The organism is Leifsonia sp. RAF41, from assembly GCF_052114085.1.
GTDB lineage: Bacteria > Actinomycetota > Actinomycetes > Actinomycetales > Microbacteriaceae > Leifsonia.
The window spans coordinates 2,788,237-2,806,670 of sequence record NZ_JBFREB010000001.1 but is presented as its reverse complement, the minus strand read 5'-3'; the positions used below and the strand labels follow the sequence as shown (position 1 = coordinate 2,806,670).

The window sequence follows — 18,434 nt, the reverse complement described above, 5'->3', positions numbered from 1 at the left end:
CCCCTCAGGTGTGCTCGCCCGCGGCGACGATGCGGCCGGCCTCCTCGAAGAGGGAGCGCATCCACGTGTGCTCGGGGTCGTGCGAGTGGACTGGGTGCCACCACAGCGCGTTGACGATGGGGGTCGGGGGAAACGGGAGCTGAACGACCCGTACCGCGGCGCCGCGCTTGGCCAGCGGCACGAGAGCCGAATGGATGATGCCGACGCGGTTCGTGCCCGCGATGAAATGCGGAATCGCCAGGAAGCTCTCCACCACGACCTCGACGTCGGGCTCGATCCCGAGCTGCTGCACCTGCCGTTCCGCGGAGGTGAACGCTGAGCGCGACTGGTAGTTCATGACCCAGGGAAGCCGTGACAGCTCCTCGCGCGAGAGGACGTCGCCCACCTGGTCGTTCGTCTCGGCGACGATCGCGACCCAGTCGTCCTGCCACAGATCGACGAACGGCAGCTCGGTGAGGAATCCGTGCGGGATGACCATCCCGTCCACCGATCGGAGGCGGTTCGCGGCGTCTTCGACCACCGTCGGGTTGTGGAGCATGAACCGGAAGTGGACGCCGGGGGCTTGCGCGGCGGCAAGCTCCGAGACGACACGTCCGATGGTGGTGAACCCGTAGTCGGACCCGAAGATCGAGAACTGGCGCACCGACTCGGACGGGTCCCAGGTCGCCTGACTCTCGAAGACCCGGCGCGCCGCCTCCAGCGCGATCGTGGTGTGGTCGGCAAGCCGCAGGGCCAGCGGCGTCAGCTCGTAGGCGTTGCCGCGTCGGGCGAGGATCGGATCCCCGAAGTGGACCCGGAGTCTCGACAGCGAGGCGCTCAGCGCGGGCTGGCTGAGCCGCAGCCGCTCGGCGGCACGCGTCACACTGCGCTCGGTGAGGAGGGCGTCGAGCGCGATCAGCAGGTTGAGATCGAGCCGCGACATCAGCGGGGAATCTGTCACGACGATGTGTGATCCTTCCTGCCCGACGGTGGGCGTCTTCACTATAACGAGGCGGTCTGCAGGCGAGCGGCCCGCCGCGTATCGATCGGGTATCGACCCAGCTTATGTCTGGGATAAGCAGAAGTAGCGTTGTTTATCTGCCTTAGCGCTGCGAAACTCGAAACGCCCCCAGAGGAGACAGCGACACAGCCGCCGCCTCACCGACAACGAAGTCTAAAAAGAGGTCAATCCGATGAAGCACACACGCAGGAGCCGCACCAGCCGGCTTGCCTGGCTCGCCATTCCCGTCGCCGCAGGGCTTACGCTCGCGGGCTGCTCCAGCAGCGGTTCCTCGGGTAAGGAGCCGCAGACGATCACCTTCGCCTACGGCGCCACGAACGACCAGGACAAGGCAGCCTACGACGGCCTTGCCAAGGCGTTCGAGGCCGAGAACAAGGGGGTCACGATCACGACCCAGAACCTTCCCGTCCAGAGCTACGGCACGACGATCGCGACGCGGGTGCAGGGCGGAAACGCCCCCGACACGTTCTTCGCCGAGGGCGGCACCGGCCAGGCCCAGTCGATCCTCCCGTGGGCGAAGTCCGGACTCGTGCTCCCCCTCGACGACGCGTCGATCACGAAGAACATGCCCGACTCTGCCAAGAGCCTCTATACCTACAACGGCAAGATCTACGGTGTGCCCCTCGGCACCCAGCTGAACGGCGTCATCTACAACGACGAGCTCGCCCAGTCCATCGGTGTGAAGATCGACGCGACCACGAGCCTCGACGACATCATCGCGCAGTGCGGCAAGGCACGCGACGCGGGAAAGACGGTCTACGGGCTCGCCGGATCGACCTTCCAGAACAACGGCATCCTCGCGGTCGCACTCGCCACCTCCACCGTGTACGGCAAGGACAAGGACTGGAACGCAAAGCGCGCCCAGAACAAGGTCACCTTCGCCGGGACGAAGGGCTGGACGACCGCCCTCGAGTCGATCAAGAAGATGTACGACGCGGGATGCTTCCAGGATGGCGCCACCAGCGCCGGGTTCGACGCTCTGACCAACGGCGCCTCCTCCGGCAAGATCCTCGGCTTCTTCGCTCCGAGCGGCGCGGCGCAGCAGATCATGCAGGCAGCGGGTGGCCACGTGAAGCTCATCGCACTCCCGGTCGGAGCCCCCGACGGTACGAAGACCTACCTGTCGCTGAGCGCCGACCAGGGCGTCACGGCCAGTGCCAAGACCCAGAGCCCGAAGCTTGCGACGGACTTCCTGAGCTACATCATCTCGGACAAGGGCCAGGAGGCGTACTCCAAAGAGGTCGGCTCGATCCCCGTCAACGTGAAGAACGACTCGACCCTGCTGCCGCAGTACGCCAGCATCAAGGACGAGATCGCTAAGAACGACACCCGCGGCTACGCGCCGACCGAGTGGCCGAACGCCAAGATCTACACCGACCTCGGCAACGGCGTCCAGGGCATCCTCACCGGTCAGATGACCGTCAAGCAGGTGCTTCAGCAGATGGACACCGACTGGGGTTGATCCGGTTACCCGGGCGGCCGGTCCTCTGAGGGCCGGCCGCCCGAACCGGTTGAAAGGAACGAATCGATGACGACGCAGTCAGAGGTGCGGAGAATGACGAAGCTCGAGACGCAGGTGCAGGCTCCGCGCCGCGCGCCGCACAAGAAGGCCTATCAGGTCCGGCTCGGCAGCTGGTGGTGGGCCCTCCCCGCACTTGTGCTGATGGTTGTCGTGATCTACGTCACCACGATCGCGGGCGGATTCTTCGCCTTCACGAACTGGTCGGGCCTCGGCCCGTTCGACTTCGTCGGCCTGCAGAACTTCGTCAAGATCTTCCAGACGCCCGAGCTCATCGGGTCGCTGTGGAACACCCTCCTCCTCGCCTTCGGCTTCCTGATCTTCACCAACGTCCTCGGACTGCTCTTCGCCCTGGCGCTCAACCGAACGCTGAAGACGCGCTACGCGCTGCGCACGCTGATCTTCATGCCGGTGGTCGTCAGCCCGATCGCCGTCTCGTACATCTGGAAGTTCATCTTCGACTACAACGGCCCGCTCAACCAGGCGCTGGCCGGCGTCGGCCTCCCGAAGCAGAACTGGCTCGCCGACCCGGGGCTCGCGATCTGGTGCGTGCTCGTCGTGATGGTCTGGCAGAACATCGGCTTCGTCATGGTCATCTACCTGGCCGGTCTCGCGACCGTGCCGGAGGAGATGGAGGAGGCCGCCGCGCTGGATGGCGCCAGCACCTTCTATCGGTTCCGGTACGTCGTGCTGCCGATGATCCAGCCGTCGGTCGCGATCGCCACGACGCTCACGCTCATCCAGGGTCTGCGGGTCTTCGACCAGGTCGTCGCGCTGACGGGCGGAGGCCCGGCCGGCGCCACCCAGACGCTCGCGCTGGAGGTCTACCAGCAGGCGTTCACCTACCAGCAGTTCGGATTCGGAGCCGCGCTGGCGCTCGTGCTCAGCCTGCTCATCCTGCTCTTCTCCATCGCGCAGCAGTACGCGACGCGCGACCGCTCGGCCAAGGAGGCGTGAGCCATGTTCCGGTACACGAAGAAGACCCTCGCCATCGAGATCATCGTGCTGATCGCGGCCGCGATCCTGCTGCTGCCGTTCTGGATCCTGCTGGTCGGCTCCCTTAAGACGCTCCCGGACATCCTGAGCTCGGCAGCGATCGCCCCGCCCACGAATCCCACCTTCGACAACTTCATCACGCTGCTCTCGCCGGCCTCCACCTCGTCGGGCAACATCTGGGCAGGTCTCGCGTCGAGCCTCATCATCACGACGGGCAGCATCATCCTGCTGGTCGGGCTGGGCTCGATCGCTGCGTACGGGATCGCTCGGTCGACGAGCAAATGGAGCCGACGCTCCTTCTATCTGTTCCTCGTCGCCATCATCCTGCCGACGCAGCTCGGCACGCTGCCCCTGTACATCGGCGCCCGCGACGTGGGCCTGGTCGGCAACCCGTGGGGCATGATCCTGATCTATACGGGGATGCTGCTGCCGCTGTCGGTCTTCCTCTATGCGAACTTCTTCCGGAACCTGACTCCGGAGTACGAGGAAGCCGCGATCATCGACGGCGCGAACCGGTACCAGGTGTTCTGGAAGGTCGTCCTGCCGCTGATGTCCCCGGCGACCGGCACCGTGGCGATCCTCGCCGGGCTGATCGTCTGGAACGACTTCTTCACCTCGCTGATCTTCCTCAACGGGACGCCCTGGCAGACCCTCCCAGTCGTGATGTACAGCTACGTCGGCTCGCTGGTCTCGCAGTGGAACCTGATCTTCTCGGTCGTCATCGTCTCGATGATCCCGATCCTGGCGTTCTACGCCTTCGCGCAGAAGAAGTTCATCCAGGGGTACGCCGGCGGGCTCAAGGGCTGACATCGCATGACCTCCGCTCCGCGTTCCGCTCCCGACCGGGGGGACGGGACCTTCCTGAACCCCGTCCTGCCCGGTGACCGGCCCGACCCGGCGGTGCTGCGCGTCGGCGAGAACTACTACCTGACGTACTCGTCGTTCGACGCGTCACCGGGGCTGACGATCTGGCGCTCGCCGGATCTCGTGAACTGGACGTTCGTGACCAGCGCCCTCGAGAAGCCCCTGACGACCGTGTTCGCCCCTGACTTCATCGAGCACGATGGACGCTTCTACCTCTACATCCCGTTCATCCCGAGCGCCTGGTCGGACCGCATCCCGGAGCCGCAGATCTGGGTCACCCACGCCGACAGCCCGGAGGGGCCGTGGAGCGAGCCGACGTTCACCGGCGTCTCCGGCGCGATCGACCCGGGACACGTCGTGGGGGAGGACGGCGAGCGGTACCTCTTCGTCAGCGGCATCCGTCGCTGCCGCCTGAGCGCGGACGGGCTGACGGCGGTCACGCCGCTGGAGCACGTGTACGACGGCTGGCGGTATCCCGACGAGTGGATCACCGAGGCGTACGCCCTGGAGGGACCGAAGCTGTTCCGCCGCGGCGAATGGTTCTACCTGGTCAGCGCGGTCGGCGGAACCGGGGGCCCGGCGACCGGCCACATGGTGATCGTCGCCCGGTCCCGGTCGGTGCACGGGCCGTGGGAGAACGCGCCGGGCAACCCGATCGCCCGCACCTGGTCGGCCGACGAGGCGTGGTGGTCGCGCGGGCACGCGACGATCCTCGACGCTCCGGACGGCTCCTGGTGGATGGTGTCCCACGGCTATGCCAACGGCTTCCGCACGCTCGGCCGTCAGGCGCTGCTGGAGCCGATCGAGTGGACGGACGACGGCTGGCCCTTCGCCGCCGCGAGCGATGTCGGCGCGCCGCTCACCACGCCCGCGGCCTCCGGGAGCGGGTGCACCCCGGTCGCCGTTCCCGCACCCTCCGACGATTTCGCCGCCCCCGCGTGGGGCGAGCGGTGGGTCTTCGACAACCCCGGGCCCGACGAGCAGGGCCGGGCGCGCTTCGGCGACGGGCTGGTGCTTGCCGCGAAGGGCTCCTCCCCGTCCGATTCCTCGCCGCTCACTACCTGGGCGATGGACGACGCCTACGAGGTGGAGGTAACACTCGAGGTGCAAGGAGGCGCGACCGGCGGCCTGCTCCTCTATTTCAACCACCGCATGTTCTTCGGGATGGGCTGGGACGGCGAGGCGCTGCCCAGCTACGCGGGCGGCATCCGCACGCACTGGCGGGAGCCGGCCGAACCCGGCGCGACGATCGAGCTGCGGTTGCGGAACGACCACCACATCGTGACCGGCTGGCAGCGCCGCCCGGGGGAGGACTGGACGCGGCACGGCGTCCGCTACGACACCTCCGGAGCGCACTCGGCGACGGTGAACGATCTGAAGAGCCTCCGGCCCGCACTGTTCGCGGCGGCCGACGGCGAGGTCGTGTTCCGGGAGTTCCGGTACCGCCCGCTCGCGGAGGATGCGCCCGAGGGGGACCGATGACCGTCGACATCGAATCCCTGCTGGCGCGCATGACCTGGGAGCAGAAGCTCCTGCAGCTGCAGATCGTGTGGAGGCCCTCCGCGACCGAGCGGGAAGAACTCATCCGCCGCGGCATCGGCTCCACCTTCTGGCCCCCGAGCGCGGAGGAGACGAACGCGGCTCAGCGGATCGCCGTCGAGGAGACCGAGCTCGGCATCCCCCTTCTTGTCGGGCTCGACGTGATCCACGGGCAGTTCACGATCTTCCCGACGCCGCTCGCGCAGGCGGCGGCCTTCGACCCGGCGGTCGCAGAGCTCGACGCCCGGGTGTCGGCGACGGAGGCTCGATCGGCGGGCGTCACCTGGACGTTCTCACCGATGGCCGACGTCACCCGCGACCCGCGCTGGGGGCGGGTGGTCGAGGGCTTCGGCGAGGACCCGTATCTGTCGTCGATCCTCACCGTCGCCAAGGTGGCCGGGTATCAGGGCAGGGCACTCGACACGGGCGACGCGCTCGCCGCCTGCCTCAAGCACTTCGTCGCTTACGGCGCCGCCGAGGCGGGCCGCGACTACAACACTACCGACGTCTCCGACCGCCGCCTCCGCGAGGTCTACCTCGAAACGTTCCGGGCCGGCGTTGAGGCCGGAGCGGCGACGGTCATGGCCGCGTTCAACGCGTTGAACGGCATCCCGATGCATGCCCACCGCGCTCTGCTGACCGGAGTGCTCAAGGAGGAGTGGGGATTCGACGGCGTGGTCGTCGGGGACGCCGACGGTGTCGCCCAGCTCGTGAACCACGGCGTGGTGGCCGACGAGCGCGAGGCCGTGGCCGCGGCGATCGAAGCCGGTGTCGACATCGTGATGGGCGGATCGCTGCTGGTCGATGCGGACGGCGTGGCGTTCGTCTCACCTGACCAGCTTCCGGTCGCGCGGGTCGACGACGCGGTGCGCCGAGTCCTTCGCCTGAAGCAGCGGCTCGGCCTGTTCGAGCGACCGTACGTGGACGCCTCCACCGCCTCGACCGGCGCCACCGAGAGGTACCGCGGGCTCACGCGTCAGGCGGCCGAGCGGTGCACCGTGCTTCTGACGAACGACGGCGCGCTGCCCCTTCCCCCGACCGGCCGGGTGCTGCTTGCGGGACCGTACGCGCGCAGTCTCGACCACCTCGGCACGTGGGTGCAGCACTTCGCTTCGCCGGTGACCGAGTCGTTGGCGGATGCGCTGGCGACCGAACTCCCGCACGTCGACTGGGAGGTCGTCGATAGTTGTGGCTTCTTCGATGCGACCGACGCCTCCATCGCCGAGGCTGTCGAGCGTGCTGCGGACACCGACCTCGTCGTCCTCGCCGTCGGCGAACCGAGCCGGATCTCCGGTGAGGCGAGCTCGCGGGCGGACATCACCCTCCCCGAGGCGCAACGACGCCTCATCCACGCGCTCGCAGACGCCGGCGCGCGCATCGTCGTCGTGCTCGCCACCGGCCGGCCGCTCGTCGTCGAGGACTGGATCGAGCGCGTCGCTGCCACGCTCTGCGTGTGGCACCTCGGCTCGGAGGCCCCGGCCGCCATCGCGAGGACCCTGTCGGGCCGGGTCAGCCCGGGAGGCCGTGTTCCGATGACCTTCCCGCGCGCGGCCGGCCAGGTGCCGATCCACCACGATCACGAGCGCACCGGCCGTCCGCCGCGGACCGGGGGTGCGCTGCTGCCCGAGACGATCGCCGGTTTCACCGGCCCGAACAACACCGACGACTATTACACGTCGAAGTACCTGGACCTCCCGCTCGGCCCGCGCTTCGACTTCGGTCATGGTCTCGCGTACACGACCTTCACCCTCGACGGGTTCGCGGTGTCGCGGACCATCGCCAGCGCAGAGGAGGCGGCGGCCGGCATCGACGCCACAGTGCGAGTCACGAACACCGGCGACCGCGCGGGCGACGATGTCGTCATGCTCTTCGTCACGGACGAGGTCGCGTCGGTGACGCAGCCCGTGCGGCGCCTGCGCGGGTTCACTCGGGTGACCCTCGAACCGGGAGAGTCGGTCACGGTCGCCTTCCGGATCGACGACGACGACCTCCGGTTCTGGGCCGACGGCGTGCACCGCGTGCTCGAACCGGGAGACTTCACTCTCACCATCAGCGACGGAACCGTCGAGCACCGGCTGGGACTACGTCTGGAGGAGTCCGCATGACCCTGCAGCGCCTCCGCGACATCGTGGCCGGAACGGTCCCCAACGCGATCATGCCCCTGTTCTGGCAGAAGGGGGGCCCGGTCGAGGTCGTGCGCGAGGAGATGGAGCGCATCGCCGACGCGGGCATCGGCGCGGTCATCCTGGAGGCGCGGCCGCATCCGCAGTACCTCGAGGACGGCTGGTGGCGCGACGTGGACGCCGTGCTCGAGATCGCCCGGCGCCGCGGCATGACGGTGTGGTTCTTCGACGACGACACCTTTCCTACGGGTCACGCCGGCGGCGCGGTGGAGGCTGCGCCCGCGGAACTGCACCGTCACTTCCTCAGCGAGCGGCACACCGACGCCGTCGGTCCCGCACGCGGTGCCTCCTTCATTGTGGAACGCCGCGCGCTCTGGGGACCGGATGCGGCGCGGGAGCCCGGGGAACTGCTTCGGGTGCTCGCCTTCCGGCGGGCCGAGGACTCGGACGAGCTCACCGGCGACCCCGTCGACCTCACGGACCGGATCGTCGACGGGGTGCTGCACTGGGACATCCCCGACGGCTGGTGGCGGGTCTTCTTCCTGGAGGTCGGCGAAGGCGGAAGCGCGCGGCACGCGCAGCACATCGACTACCTGAACGCCGCCTCCACCCAACTGCTCATCGACACGGTCTACGAGCGCATCCACGAGCGCTACGCGGACGAGTTCGGCGCGACGATCGCGGGGTTCTTCAGCGACGAGCCCGGGCTCTACAACGACCCGGACACGTTCGACTTCGACTCGCGGCTCGGCAAGGCGGTGCCGCTGCCGTGGAACGACGACGTCGCCGCTCGGCTGTCCGAGCGGCTCGGACAGGATGCGGTCCCGCTCCTGCCCCTGCTGTGGATGCCGGGCGGCGAGCGCGGACGCGAGGTGCGGTACGCCTTCATGGACACGGTCTCGCGGCTGTACTCGGAGAACTTCGGCCGGCGGCTCGGCGACTGGTGCCGTGCGCACGGCGTCGAGTACATCGGCCATGTCATCGAGGACAACGGATCCCACGCGAGGCTCGGCCCGGGCGCCGGGCACTACTTCCGGGCGATGGCCGGCCAGGACATGGCGGGCGTCGACATCATCGGCGGCCAGGTGGTCCCTGGGTTCTCCCGCGGCCCGTTCGGCAACATCGGCGGGGCCGCCGACGGCGAATTCTTCCACTTCGGGCTCGCCAAGCTCGCGTCGTCCGCCGCGCACCTCGACCCGCTGAAGCAGGGCAGGGCGATGTGCGAGACGATCGGCGCCTACGGCTGGTACGCGGGTCTGCGGCTGTTCACCTGGTTGACGAATCACCTCCTGGTGCGTGGGGTCACGCACGTGGTGCCGCACGCGTTCTCGCCCGCGCCGTTCCCCGACCCGGACTGCCCTCCGCACTTCTACGCACGCGGCAACAATCCGCAGTACCCGCTGCAGCACCTGCTCAGCGCGTATACGAACCGGCTCAGCCACCTGCTCCAGAGCGGCGGGCATGTCGCCCCGTTCGCGGTGCTCTACCACGCGGACGCCGAGTGGCTGGGCGATGCGATGCCGTTCGAGCGACCGCTGGGCCTGCTGATGGAGGCTCAGCTCGACGCCGACGTCGTCCCTGCCGATGTACTCCTGGACGCCGGGGTGGACGGCTCGACGCTCACGCTCGGCGGCGAGACCTACGACGCGCTGATCGTTCCGGGCAGCGCGTACCTGCCCGCCCACGTCGCGCTCGAGCTGCTGCGGCTCGACGATGCGGGTGTCCCCGTGGTCTTCGTCGGTTCCGTTCCGGACGTCTCCGGGCCCCGCGTCGACGGGAACGCGCTGAAGCTGCGGTTCCGCCCGGTGTCCGAGAAGGGACTGGTGCCTGCCGTCCAGGGGATGAGCGACCGCGCTGTGCGCCTCGACCCGCCGTGCGCGTCCGTGCGCGTGCTGCGTCGCGACGCCGGCGACGCCGACGTGTTCATGGTGGTCAACGAGTCGGTGAGGGACACCGTGCGCGCGACGGCGACCCTCCCGCGAGCCGGGGAGATCGTCGCTTTCGACGCCGCAACGGGAACTCTCACGGAGGTGCCCGGCAGGGTCGACGGCAGGACGACGTCGGTCTCCCTGGAGCTGGGCCCCGGAGAGTCGGTCGTGCTGCTCGTCGGATCGCCGACGGCCTGGGAGGGCCTGCCGGTCCGGCCGGCCGCTGAGCTCGGCGATGCCGTCGAACTCGTGTCGACCTGGACGGTCGCCACGGCGACAGCATCCGAGCCCGCGTTCTCGGAATGGGGCGAGCTGGACGGCCTGCGGCCGCTCAGCGACCCCGATCTCCTGCCACGGTTCAGCGGCACGGCGCGGTACACGGCGTCGTTCGACTCCCGGGATGACGCTGCCGAGCACGTCCTCGATCTCGGGCAGGTCTTCGAACTCGCCAGCGTGCGCCTCAACGGGGTCGACCTCGGCAGCCGCATCGCGCCTCCGTATGTCTTCGACGTGCCGGCGGGTGTCCTGGCCGGCAGAAACACCATGGAGGTCGAGGTGACGAACACGCTCGCGAAGGCGCAGCCGGACTTCTTCTCCGCGTTCGCCCAGCAGGATCCGAGCGGGCTGCTCGGCCCTGTCACCATCGCAGCGCGGACGCCGCTGTCCAGCACGGCCGAGACCTCGAAGGACCGCGCATGAGCGACAACCGCGAGACATTCGAGCGCTTCTGCGACCTCTTCTACACGCAGAAGCGCGTCGCCGCCGCCTTCGCCCTCCTGGTCTCCGACGACTACCGGCAGCACAACCCGAACATCCCCGACGGCCCCGCCGCCGCTGTGGAGGCTCTCACGCCGAAATTCGACGGCAGCCCGGATGCGCGGTTCGAGATCCAGCGCATCCTCGTCGACGGTGACCTGGCGATGGTGCACGTCAAAGCTTCCCGACCCGGCGTCCCCGACGCCGCGGTCGCGGACATCTACCGATTCGAGGACGGCCGGATCGTCGAGCACTGGGATGTGCTTCAGCAGGTTCCCGTGCATGCCGCCCACGACCATCCGATGTTCTGAACAGGAGAACCCATGTACCAGCTCGCACCCAACATCGAACTGCTCTTCACTGAGGCCGGCGACTACCACGACCGCGTGCGCGCAGCGGCCGCCGCTGGCTTCGACGCCGTGGAGATGTGGGGTCCGACCGGCGTCGATGCACCGACGACGCCGAAGGACCTCCCCGCGCTCAAGGCCGCTCTGGAGGAGACCGGCACGTCGCTCACCGCCCAGCTGTCGGAGCCGCGCACCCAGTTCATGATCCCGCCGTGGGACCATTCGGAGTTCTTCCGCAAGCTCGACGAGGGCGTCGCCATCGCGCAGGACCTCGGTTGCCCGCGCATGGTCGTCGGCAGCGGAACCGGCTTCGGCGGGTGGAAGCGCCAGGTCCAGCTCGACAAGCTGATCGAGATCTACCAGAAGGCGATCGCGCAGATCGACGGGTCGGGGATCACGCTCGCCCTGGAGCCGGTCAACATCCGCGTCGACCACCCGGGCTCACTCCTCGACCGCACCGCCGAGGCGGTCTACGTCGCGCGCGGCGTGGGCTCCCCGTACTTCGGCGTGCTCTACGACATCTACCACTCGGCCGTCGAGGGCGAGGACATGGCGGCGGAGCTGGCCAACGCGGGCGACCTGATCGCCTACGTGCAGCTCGCCGATGCCCCCGGACGCGGCGAGCCGGGCTCCGGCGACCTCGACTGGGCGGAGCGCTTGCGGATCCTCCGATCCTCCGGCTACGACGGCCCGATCGGCCTCGAGTACTACCCGACGCAAGAGTCGGCGGCCTCCGTCGCACTCATCCGCGAGCTGGCGGTGACCGCGTGAGCCGCTATCCGGAATCCGTCGACGTCGCCATTGTCGGCAGCGGCCCCGCCGGCGCGACGTATGCACGCATCCTGAGCGAGGAGGCGCCCGGCGCCACCATCGCGCTGTTCGAGGTCGGGCCCACGGTGTCCAATCCGCCGGGCGCGCACGTCAAGAACATCGAGGACCCCGTCACGCGGGCCGAGGCGCAGGAGCGCTCGGAGGGCCCGGGCGCGGGCGCTGACACCGTGAGCTCTCCGGGTGCGGTGACCGCAGGGCAGCGCCGGGGGCGCCCCGGCACCTACCTCCTCGACGAGGGGTTTCAGGAGCCGGGCGAAGACGGCATGCCCGTCGTCGCGTTCTCCAGCAATGTGGGCGGGATGGGCGCCCACTGGACCGGAGCGTGCCCGCGCCCGGGCGACAGCGAGCGCATCGCGTTCCTCCCCGACCTCGACGCTCTGCTCGACGAGGGCGACCGGCTGCTCGGCGTCACCACCGACGCGTTCGACGGAGCGCCGTTCACCGCTCTCGTGCGCGAGCGGCTCGCCGAGGCCGTGGACGAGGGCCGACCGCCCGCCCAGCGGGTGCAGAAGATGCCGCTCGCGGTGCACCGGCGCGACGACGGGCGCCTGGTCTGGTCGGGTTCCGATGTGGTGTTCGGCGATGTGACCCGTGCGAACGAGCACTTCACCCTGTATGACGAGTCGCTGATCACCCGGGTGCTGCTCGAGGACGGCCGGGCCGCCGGCGTGGAGGTCCGCGACCGCCGTACGGGCGAGCTGCACACGGTTCGCGCGCGTTTCGTGGTCGTCGCCGCCGACGCTCTGCGCACGCCGCAGGTGCTCTGGGCCAGCGGGATACGCCCCGCCGCCCTCGGCCGCATGCTCAACGACCAGACGCAGGTGGTCTACGCCACGCGCATCCGGGATGCGGAGTCCGTGGCGAAGGACGCCCCGGGGAAGGCCGGCACCGGTGACGTCGGAGCCGACGAGGTGATCGACGGAGCCATCAGCGAGCGCAGCGGCGTGAGCTGGGTGCCGTACACCGACGCTGTGCCGTTCCACGGCCAGGTCATGCAGCTCGACGCCTCCCCGATCCCGCTCGCCGACGACGATCCCGTCGTCCCGGGCTCGATCGTCGGGCTCGGTCTATTCTGCGCCAAGGACCTGCAGTGGGACGACCGGGTGGCGTTCAGCGACGACGAGCGCGACTGGTACGGGATGCCCGCCCTGCGCATCCACTACACGCTCACCGACCGCGACCGCGCGGTGATCGCGCGCGCACAGGACGAGATCGTCGAGCTCGCGAAAGCGGTGGGGACCCCGATCGGCGACAGGCCGTTCACCATGCCGCTCGGAGCCTCCCTCCACTACCAGGGCAGCGTGCGGATGGGGGAGACCGACGACGGCCTGAGCGTGTGCGGGCCGGACAGCGAGGTGTGGGCGGCGCCCGGGGTATTCGTCGCGGGCAACGGCGTCATCCCGACGGCGACGGCCTGCAATCCGACGCTGACCTCGGTCGCACTCGCCGTCAAGGGCGCTCGCCGCATCGCGAGCGAGCTCGGTGCCGAATGAATCCTTGCTTATGTAGCAAACCGACATTAGTCTGTAGAAACGTGGAAAAAGTAGTCAAGGAGGACTCGTGATCCCCGATCGCATCATCGAGCAGGGAACGCTCACGACCAGCGGCACGCGTGCCGCGGTCGACGTGCGCATCCCCTGGTACCGTGCACTCCCGGCGTCCTGCATCGCAGGCGCCTCGCTGTCCGTGGACGGCGTGCCCGCTCCGGCCGAGACGCTCCGCTGGGAGCTCAACGGCCGCGAACGCACCTTTGCCGAGATGGCGGACGACACCGAGTCGTGGTGGTTCCCGCTCGACTCCGCAGTGCTCTCCGGCGACGTGCCGGTCGCCGCGGACGGCGGCGAGCACGAGGTGTCCGTGGAACTCACGCTCTACATCCCGTACATCGTGATCGGCGAGAACGAAGTGCTCCACATCGAGGAGCACGACACCAAGACCATGAAGGCGGCGACGGCATGACCGGCAACCTCGGATCCCCGATCCAGGGCGTGACGCTGTACAGCTTCACGCGCGCATTCCACGCCCGCGAGTACGACCTCGAGGGCCTCATCCGGAAGGTGGCCGCCGACGGTTACGGCCCGGGGCTGGAGATCATCGGCTTCTCCAGCTTCCGCGGGTTCCCCGCCATCGACGACGGTTACGCCGGCTGGTTCCGCGACCTCATCGCCGAGGTCGGGCTGGTGCCGACCTCGCTCGCGATCAACGCCGACATCGGCATCCATCGCGACCGGCTGCTGAACCAGGACGAGCTGATCGAGTACATGCGCCGCCAGATCGAGGCGGCCGCGAAGCTCGGCTTCCCGATCGCCCGCGTGCAGATCTCGATCACGCCCGACTCGATGGCGGCGCTGGCGCCGATCGCCGAGGAGTACGGCGTCACGCTGGCCCTGGAGGTGCACGCCGACCAGTACGCGTCGCACCCGCGCATCCTCGCGCTGCGGGACCGCTTCGAGGAGGTCGGCTCGCCGTTCCTCGGCTTCACCGCCGACTGGGGCGCGACGACCGTCGGCTTTGCGCCGTCGCTGCTGGAGGCCTACCGCCGCCGCGGAGCCACGGACGAGCTGCTCGGGCAGGTCGTCGACCTCTGGAACGAGTTCTACCAGGCCGGTCCGCCGGCGGACCAGGCCGACCACGGCCAGCGCTTCGGCCGCTTCATCGGCCTCGCCGCCCAGAACGGGCGACCCGACCTCGGCATCGACTTCGCCATCAACGGCACCGGCCTGTTCGGCCCGGCACGCGTCGACGACTGGCTGGAGATCATGCCGTGGATCAAGCACGTGCACGGCAAGTTCTTCGGCATCGACGACACCCACGAGGAGCCGTCCGTGCCGGTGCGCGACCTCATCGCGCTGCTCGTGGAAAACGGCTACAACGGCGCGATCTCCAGCGAGTACGAGGGCTGGCACTGGAACTACTGGCAGTCGCCGTTCGAGATCATCCGCGACGAGCAGGCCGTGCAGCGGTCGGCGGCACAGAACGCGGGTAGCCGGATGGTCACCGACGCCGCCGAGGCGCGTGTCCAGCTGTCGGAATGGCTGCCCAGCATCGAAGGAGCGACCCGATGACCGCGAACGACAACGCCGAAGCCGGAGGCATCGCCGGCACCGGCATCGAACTGGGCACCACCCTCTACTCGATGACGAGTGAGTTCGCGGCCGGGGTCTACACGCCGGAGACCCTCATCGCCGCGGTCGCCGAGAACGGCATCGGGCCGGGCGTGGAGTTCAACATCGCCCAGCTCCTGCGCACGTACCCCGACGTCGACGCCGGGTTCGAGAAGCTCTGGTTCGACTCGCTCGAGAAGTACGGCCTCGAGCCGAGCGCTGTCGGCACGAACCTCGACATGGGCCGCCGCAAAGACCGCGACATGACGCCGGACGAGGAGCACGACTTCCTCGCCCGCCAGCTGAAGACCGCGCATACGCTCGGGTTCAAGCGGGTCGTCATCCGCTCGGCCGGCCGGGAGCTGCTGCGCAGCCTCCTGCCGCTCGCCGAGAAGTACGACCAGCGGCTCGGCTACGAGATCCACGCGCCGCAGGGCCCCAACGATCCCAAGGTGCTCGGGATCCGCGAGCTGTACGAGGAGCTCGGCAGCGACCGGCTCGGTTTCACCGCCGACTTCTCCTCCACCATGCACAGCCTGTCGCCGACGCTGCTGTCGCAGCTCGCGAAGATGGGCCTCGACCAGAAGCACTTCCCGGTCATGGACGAGATCTGGCACGAGCCGACGCCCATGCACGTGCGCAACCAGAAGTTCGAGGACTACCTCACGGGCGAAGGCGTCGACCCTGCTCGATTCGGTCCGTTCACCCGGCTCGCGTTCAACATGCACGGCCTGGTGCCGCCGGAGGAGTGGCTCGACATCATGCCGCAGATCTTCCACGTGCACGCGAAGTTCTATGACATCGATGCGGAGGGCCAGGAGCCGGCTATGGACATCCCGCGCATCGTGCGTCAGTTCGTCCAGGGTGGATACCGCGGATACCTCTCCAGCGAGTGGGAGGGTCACGCGTTCTCCGACCTCGGGGAGGCCGACCCGATCGACCTCGTCAAGAAGCAGCACGCGCTCATGCGGCGCACCATCGAAGACGCCGTCGCCGGCGTCCCGGCCTGAACCGCGAAGGAGCACGACATGTCAGAAACCATCGCCGAGGGAACCCTCTCGGAACTCACTGCCGAGGTCGCGCGCCTGCGCGACGAGGTCGCCGCCGCACAACGGCTCGCCCGCCGCGCCGCCGACCACGGCGAGATCGAGAACCTGTTCAGCCGCTACATGTACCTGCACAATGCCTTCCAGGACGAGCGGATCATCCCGCTCTGGGTCAAGGAGGGCACGGAGGGCATCCGCGCCCGGTACACGAACGCCGGCCAGTACACGACCTGGGAGAGCGTCACCCGGTACCACCGCGACCGACCGTCACCGGTCGGGAAGCTCATCCTGCACGCCACCACCACCCCGGTGATCGAGGTGGCCGGGGACGGCGAGACCGCCAAGGGCGTCTGGCTGATGGCGGGAACGGAGTCGGGTCTCACCGACCCCGAGGTCGCCAAGGACAGCCCGGACTTCATGTACTCCCCGGGCGAGGTGCAGGGCAAGAAGGTCTGGGCGCACTGGGTTTGGTGCAAGTACGCGATCGACTTCCTGCGCCAGGACGGCGAATGGAAGATCTGGAAGTTCCGGTGCTACGAGCTGGCCCGGGCGCCGTTCGAGGAGAACTGGGTGAGCTTCGGCGAGAAGAACCAGGACGCCTTCGACCTCGACCTGATGTACTTCGGGGACGACGGCAAGCCCGCGTTCATGCCCCCGGCGGATGAGCCGGTGCCGAGCGAGAACCACCCGTACAGCCCGTCGACGGTGCAGAAGCTCGAGCCCGAGCCTCCGGTGGCCCACGACACGTTCGTCGACACGTTCAAGTAAGGGATCCGGATCATGGCAACGCACAATTCGCTCTTCGCCGAGCAGGACGTCCGGCGCACCGCTGACGGCATCGCCGTCTCGGTGCAGCTGCCCTGGTACCGCAGCCTCTGGCTCTCCGCCGTCGACGATGTCGCGGCGAGCGTCAACGGGGTACCGATCCCGCGCGACGACCTCCGCTTCGAGCTGAACGGCCGCAGCTACCGCATCGAGGAGCTGCCCGAGCAGTCCGAGACGCTGTGGTTCGTCGCCGACAGGCCCGACGTCGTGATCCCGCTGGGCCACGCGCCGGAAGCGGGGGAGAAGCTCACCGTGGAGGTCGTGCTCACCATGCGCCTGCTCTACATGCAGATCATGCCCGGCGTCGACGGCGGTCCCGGCCGCTACGTGACCAACCGCGTCCCCGTCGAACGGGAGCTGGTGCTGGCATGACCCTGCGGGTGGCGATGATCGGCTACGGGTTCATGGGGTCGGCCCATTCGGTGGGCTGGCGCCAGGCTCCGGCTATGTTCTCTCTCCCCGAGAAGGTGGAGATGGCCGTCGTCGTCGGCCGGAACGCCGATGCCGTCGCCCAGGCCGCCCAGCAGTGGGGCTGGGCCGAGGCGGCGACCGATTGGCGGGAGGTCATCGCCCGCGACGACATCGACCTGGTCGACATCGTCACTCCCGGCGACTCCCACGCCGAGATCGCGATCGCGGCGCTGGAGGCGGGCAAGCACGTGCTCTGCGAGAAGCCCCTCGCCAACTCCGTCGCGGAGGCCGAGGCGATGGCGGAGGCCGCCGCCCGGGCCGCCGAGCGCGGCGTCGTCGCCATGGTCGGCTTCACCTACCGTCGGGTGCCGGCGGTCACGCTGCTCCGCGACCTGATCGCACAGGGCACGATCAGCGAGGTGCAGCAGGTCCGCGCCGCCTATCGTCAGGACTGGCTGGTCGATCCGCAGATGCCGCTGGCCTGGCGGCTGCAGAAGGAGCACGCGGGATCCGGAGCGCTCGGGGACATCGGCGCCCACATCGTCGACCTGACCCAGTTCGTCACCGGGCAGACGGTCGACGCCGTGACGGGTGTGCTCGACACCATCGTGAAGCAGCGACCGCTGCAGGCGACGGGTTCCGGCCTGTCGGGCAGCGCAAGCGAAGGGTACGGCGAGGTCACGGTCGACGATGTCGCGATCTTCACCGGTCGGCTCTCCGGTGGTGCGCTGGCCTCGTTCGAAGCCACCCGGTTCGCAACCGGCCGCAAGAATGCGCTGTCGATCGAGGTCTCGGGCACCGCGGGCGCTCTGCGCTTCGACCTGGAAGACCTCAATACACTGCAGTTCTACGACGGGACCGCCCCGGAGGAACGCCAGGGCTTCACGAAGATCCTCGTCACCGAGGCGGTGCATCCCTACGTCTCCGCCTGGTGGCCCGCTGGCCACATGCTGGGCTACGAGCATGGCTTCAGTCACCAGGTCGTGGACCTGGTGGGGGCCATCGCAGAAGGCACCCAACCGCATCCCACTTTCGCCGAGGGCCTGCGGGTGCAGCGTGCCCTCGCCGCCGTCGAGGAGAGCTCGGCGAACGATTCCGCCTGGGTCCGCATCGCCGCGGACGACCGGGTCTGAAGCATCCTGAAG

General features: G+C 68.9%; 16 protein-coding genes. 15 read left to right on the top strand and 1 reads right to left on the bottom strand.

The window, feature by feature from the left end; genetic code table 11:
- Positions 1-4: 4 nt before the first annotated feature.
- Positions 5-940: a LysR family transcriptional regulator gene (locus AB4Y74_RS13625; RefSeq protein WP_441799596.1), complete on the bottom strand. Its 936-nt coding sequence runs from the start codon at positions 938-940 to the stop codon at positions 5-7.
- Between the two features lie 232 nt (positions 941-1,172).
- Here AB4Y74_RS13625 and AB4Y74_RS13620 point away from each other — a divergent pair, with 232 nt between their 5' ends.
- The 15 genes from AB4Y74_RS13620 (at position 1,173) to AB4Y74_RS13550 (ending at position 18,422) form a co-directional block, all read left to right on the top strand.
- Positions 1,173-2,462: an ABC transporter substrate-binding protein gene (locus tag AB4Y74_RS13620; RefSeq protein WP_441799595.1), complete on the top strand. Its 1,290-nt coding sequence runs from the start codon at positions 1,173-1,175 to the stop codon at positions 2,460-2,462.
- A gap of 66 nt (positions 2,463-2,528) precedes the next feature.
- On the top strand, positions 2,529-3,476 hold the full coding sequence (locus tag AB4Y74_RS13615; protein WP_441799594.1) for a carbohydrate ABC transporter permease: 948 nt from the start codon (positions 2,529-2,531) through the stop codon (positions 3,474-3,476).
- Positions 3,477-3,479: 3 nt separating this feature from the next.
- The gene (locus AB4Y74_RS13610) at positions 3,480-4,322 is read left to right on the top strand and encodes a carbohydrate ABC transporter permease (protein ID WP_441799593.1); all 843 of its coding nucleotides are present in this window, start codon (positions 3,480-3,482) and stop codon (positions 4,320-4,322) included.
- A 6-nt stretch (positions 4,323-4,328) separates the two neighbouring features.
- On the top strand, positions 4,329-5,861 hold the full coding sequence (locus AB4Y74_RS13605) for a family 43 glycosylhydrolase (RefSeq protein WP_441799592.1): 1,533 nt from the start codon (positions 4,329-4,331) through the stop codon (positions 5,859-5,861).
- Entirely contained in the window at positions 5,858-8,023 is a 2,166-nt protein-coding gene (locus AB4Y74_RS13600) for a glycoside hydrolase family 3 N-terminal domain-containing protein (RefSeq protein WP_441799591.1), read from the top strand. Before AB4Y74_RS13605 ends, AB4Y74_RS13600 begins: the two co-directional genes overlap by 4 nt.
- Positions 8,020-10,668 carry a glycosylhydrolase-like jelly roll fold domain-containing protein gene (locus tag AB4Y74_RS13595; RefSeq protein ID WP_441799590.1) on the top strand — a complete coding sequence of 883 codons (2,649 nt, stop codon included), beginning with the start codon at positions 8,020-8,022 and terminating at the stop codon, positions 10,666-10,668. The genes AB4Y74_RS13600 and AB4Y74_RS13595 overlap by 4 nt, the downstream gene beginning before the upstream one ends.
- Positions 10,665-11,036 carry a nuclear transport factor 2 family protein gene (locus tag AB4Y74_RS13590; RefSeq protein ID WP_441799589.1) on the top strand — a complete coding sequence of 124 codons (372 nt, stop codon included), beginning with the start codon at positions 10,665-10,667 and terminating at the stop codon, positions 11,034-11,036. The genes AB4Y74_RS13595 and AB4Y74_RS13590 overlap by 4 nt, the downstream gene beginning before the upstream one ends.
- Positions 11,037-11,048: 12 nt before the next feature.
- Complete coding sequence (locus AB4Y74_RS13585; protein ID WP_441799588.1) at positions 11,049-11,843, top strand: TIM barrel protein; 795 nt, start codon at positions 11,049-11,051, stop codon at positions 11,841-11,843.
- The gene (locus AB4Y74_RS13580; protein ID WP_441799587.1) at positions 11,840-13,396 is read left to right on the top strand and encodes a GMC oxidoreductase; all 1,557 of its coding nucleotides are present in this window, start codon (positions 11,840-11,842) and stop codon (positions 13,394-13,396) included. The genes AB4Y74_RS13585 and AB4Y74_RS13580 overlap by 4 nt, the downstream gene beginning before the upstream one ends.
- Before the next feature lie 67 nt (positions 13,397-13,463).
- Positions 13,464-13,862: a C-glycoside deglycosidase beta subunit domain-containing protein gene (locus AB4Y74_RS13575; RefSeq protein WP_441799586.1), complete on the top strand. Its 399-nt coding sequence runs from the start codon at positions 13,464-13,466 to the stop codon at positions 13,860-13,862.
- Positions 13,859-14,968, top strand: a complete 1,110-nt coding sequence (locus AB4Y74_RS13570) for a sugar phosphate isomerase/epimerase family protein (RefSeq protein ID WP_441799585.1) — start codon at positions 13,859-13,861, stop codon at positions 14,966-14,968. Before AB4Y74_RS13575 ends, AB4Y74_RS13570 begins: the two co-directional genes overlap by 4 nt.
- On the top strand, positions 14,965-16,017 hold the full coding sequence (locus AB4Y74_RS13565; protein ID WP_441799584.1) for a sugar phosphate isomerase/epimerase family protein: 1,053 nt from the start codon (positions 14,965-14,967) through the stop codon (positions 16,015-16,017). The genes AB4Y74_RS13570 and AB4Y74_RS13565 overlap by 4 nt, the downstream gene beginning before the upstream one ends.
- An 18-nt stretch (positions 16,018-16,035) precedes the next feature.
- On the top strand, positions 16,036-16,821 hold the full coding sequence (locus AB4Y74_RS13560; protein WP_441799583.1) for a nuclear transport factor 2 family protein: 786 nt from the start codon (positions 16,036-16,038) through the stop codon (positions 16,819-16,821).
- Between the two features lie 12 nt (positions 16,822-16,833).
- Positions 16,834-17,250: a C-glycoside deglycosidase beta subunit domain-containing protein gene (locus AB4Y74_RS13555; protein WP_441799582.1), complete on the top strand. Its 417-nt coding sequence runs from the start codon at positions 16,834-16,836 to the stop codon at positions 17,248-17,250.
- On the top strand, positions 17,247-18,422 hold the full coding sequence (locus AB4Y74_RS13550; RefSeq protein WP_441799581.1) for a Gfo/Idh/MocA family protein: 1,176 nt from the start codon (positions 17,247-17,249) through the stop codon (positions 18,420-18,422). The genes AB4Y74_RS13555 and AB4Y74_RS13550 overlap by 4 nt, the downstream gene beginning before the upstream one ends.
- Positions 18,423-18,434 lie beyond the last annotated feature (12 nt).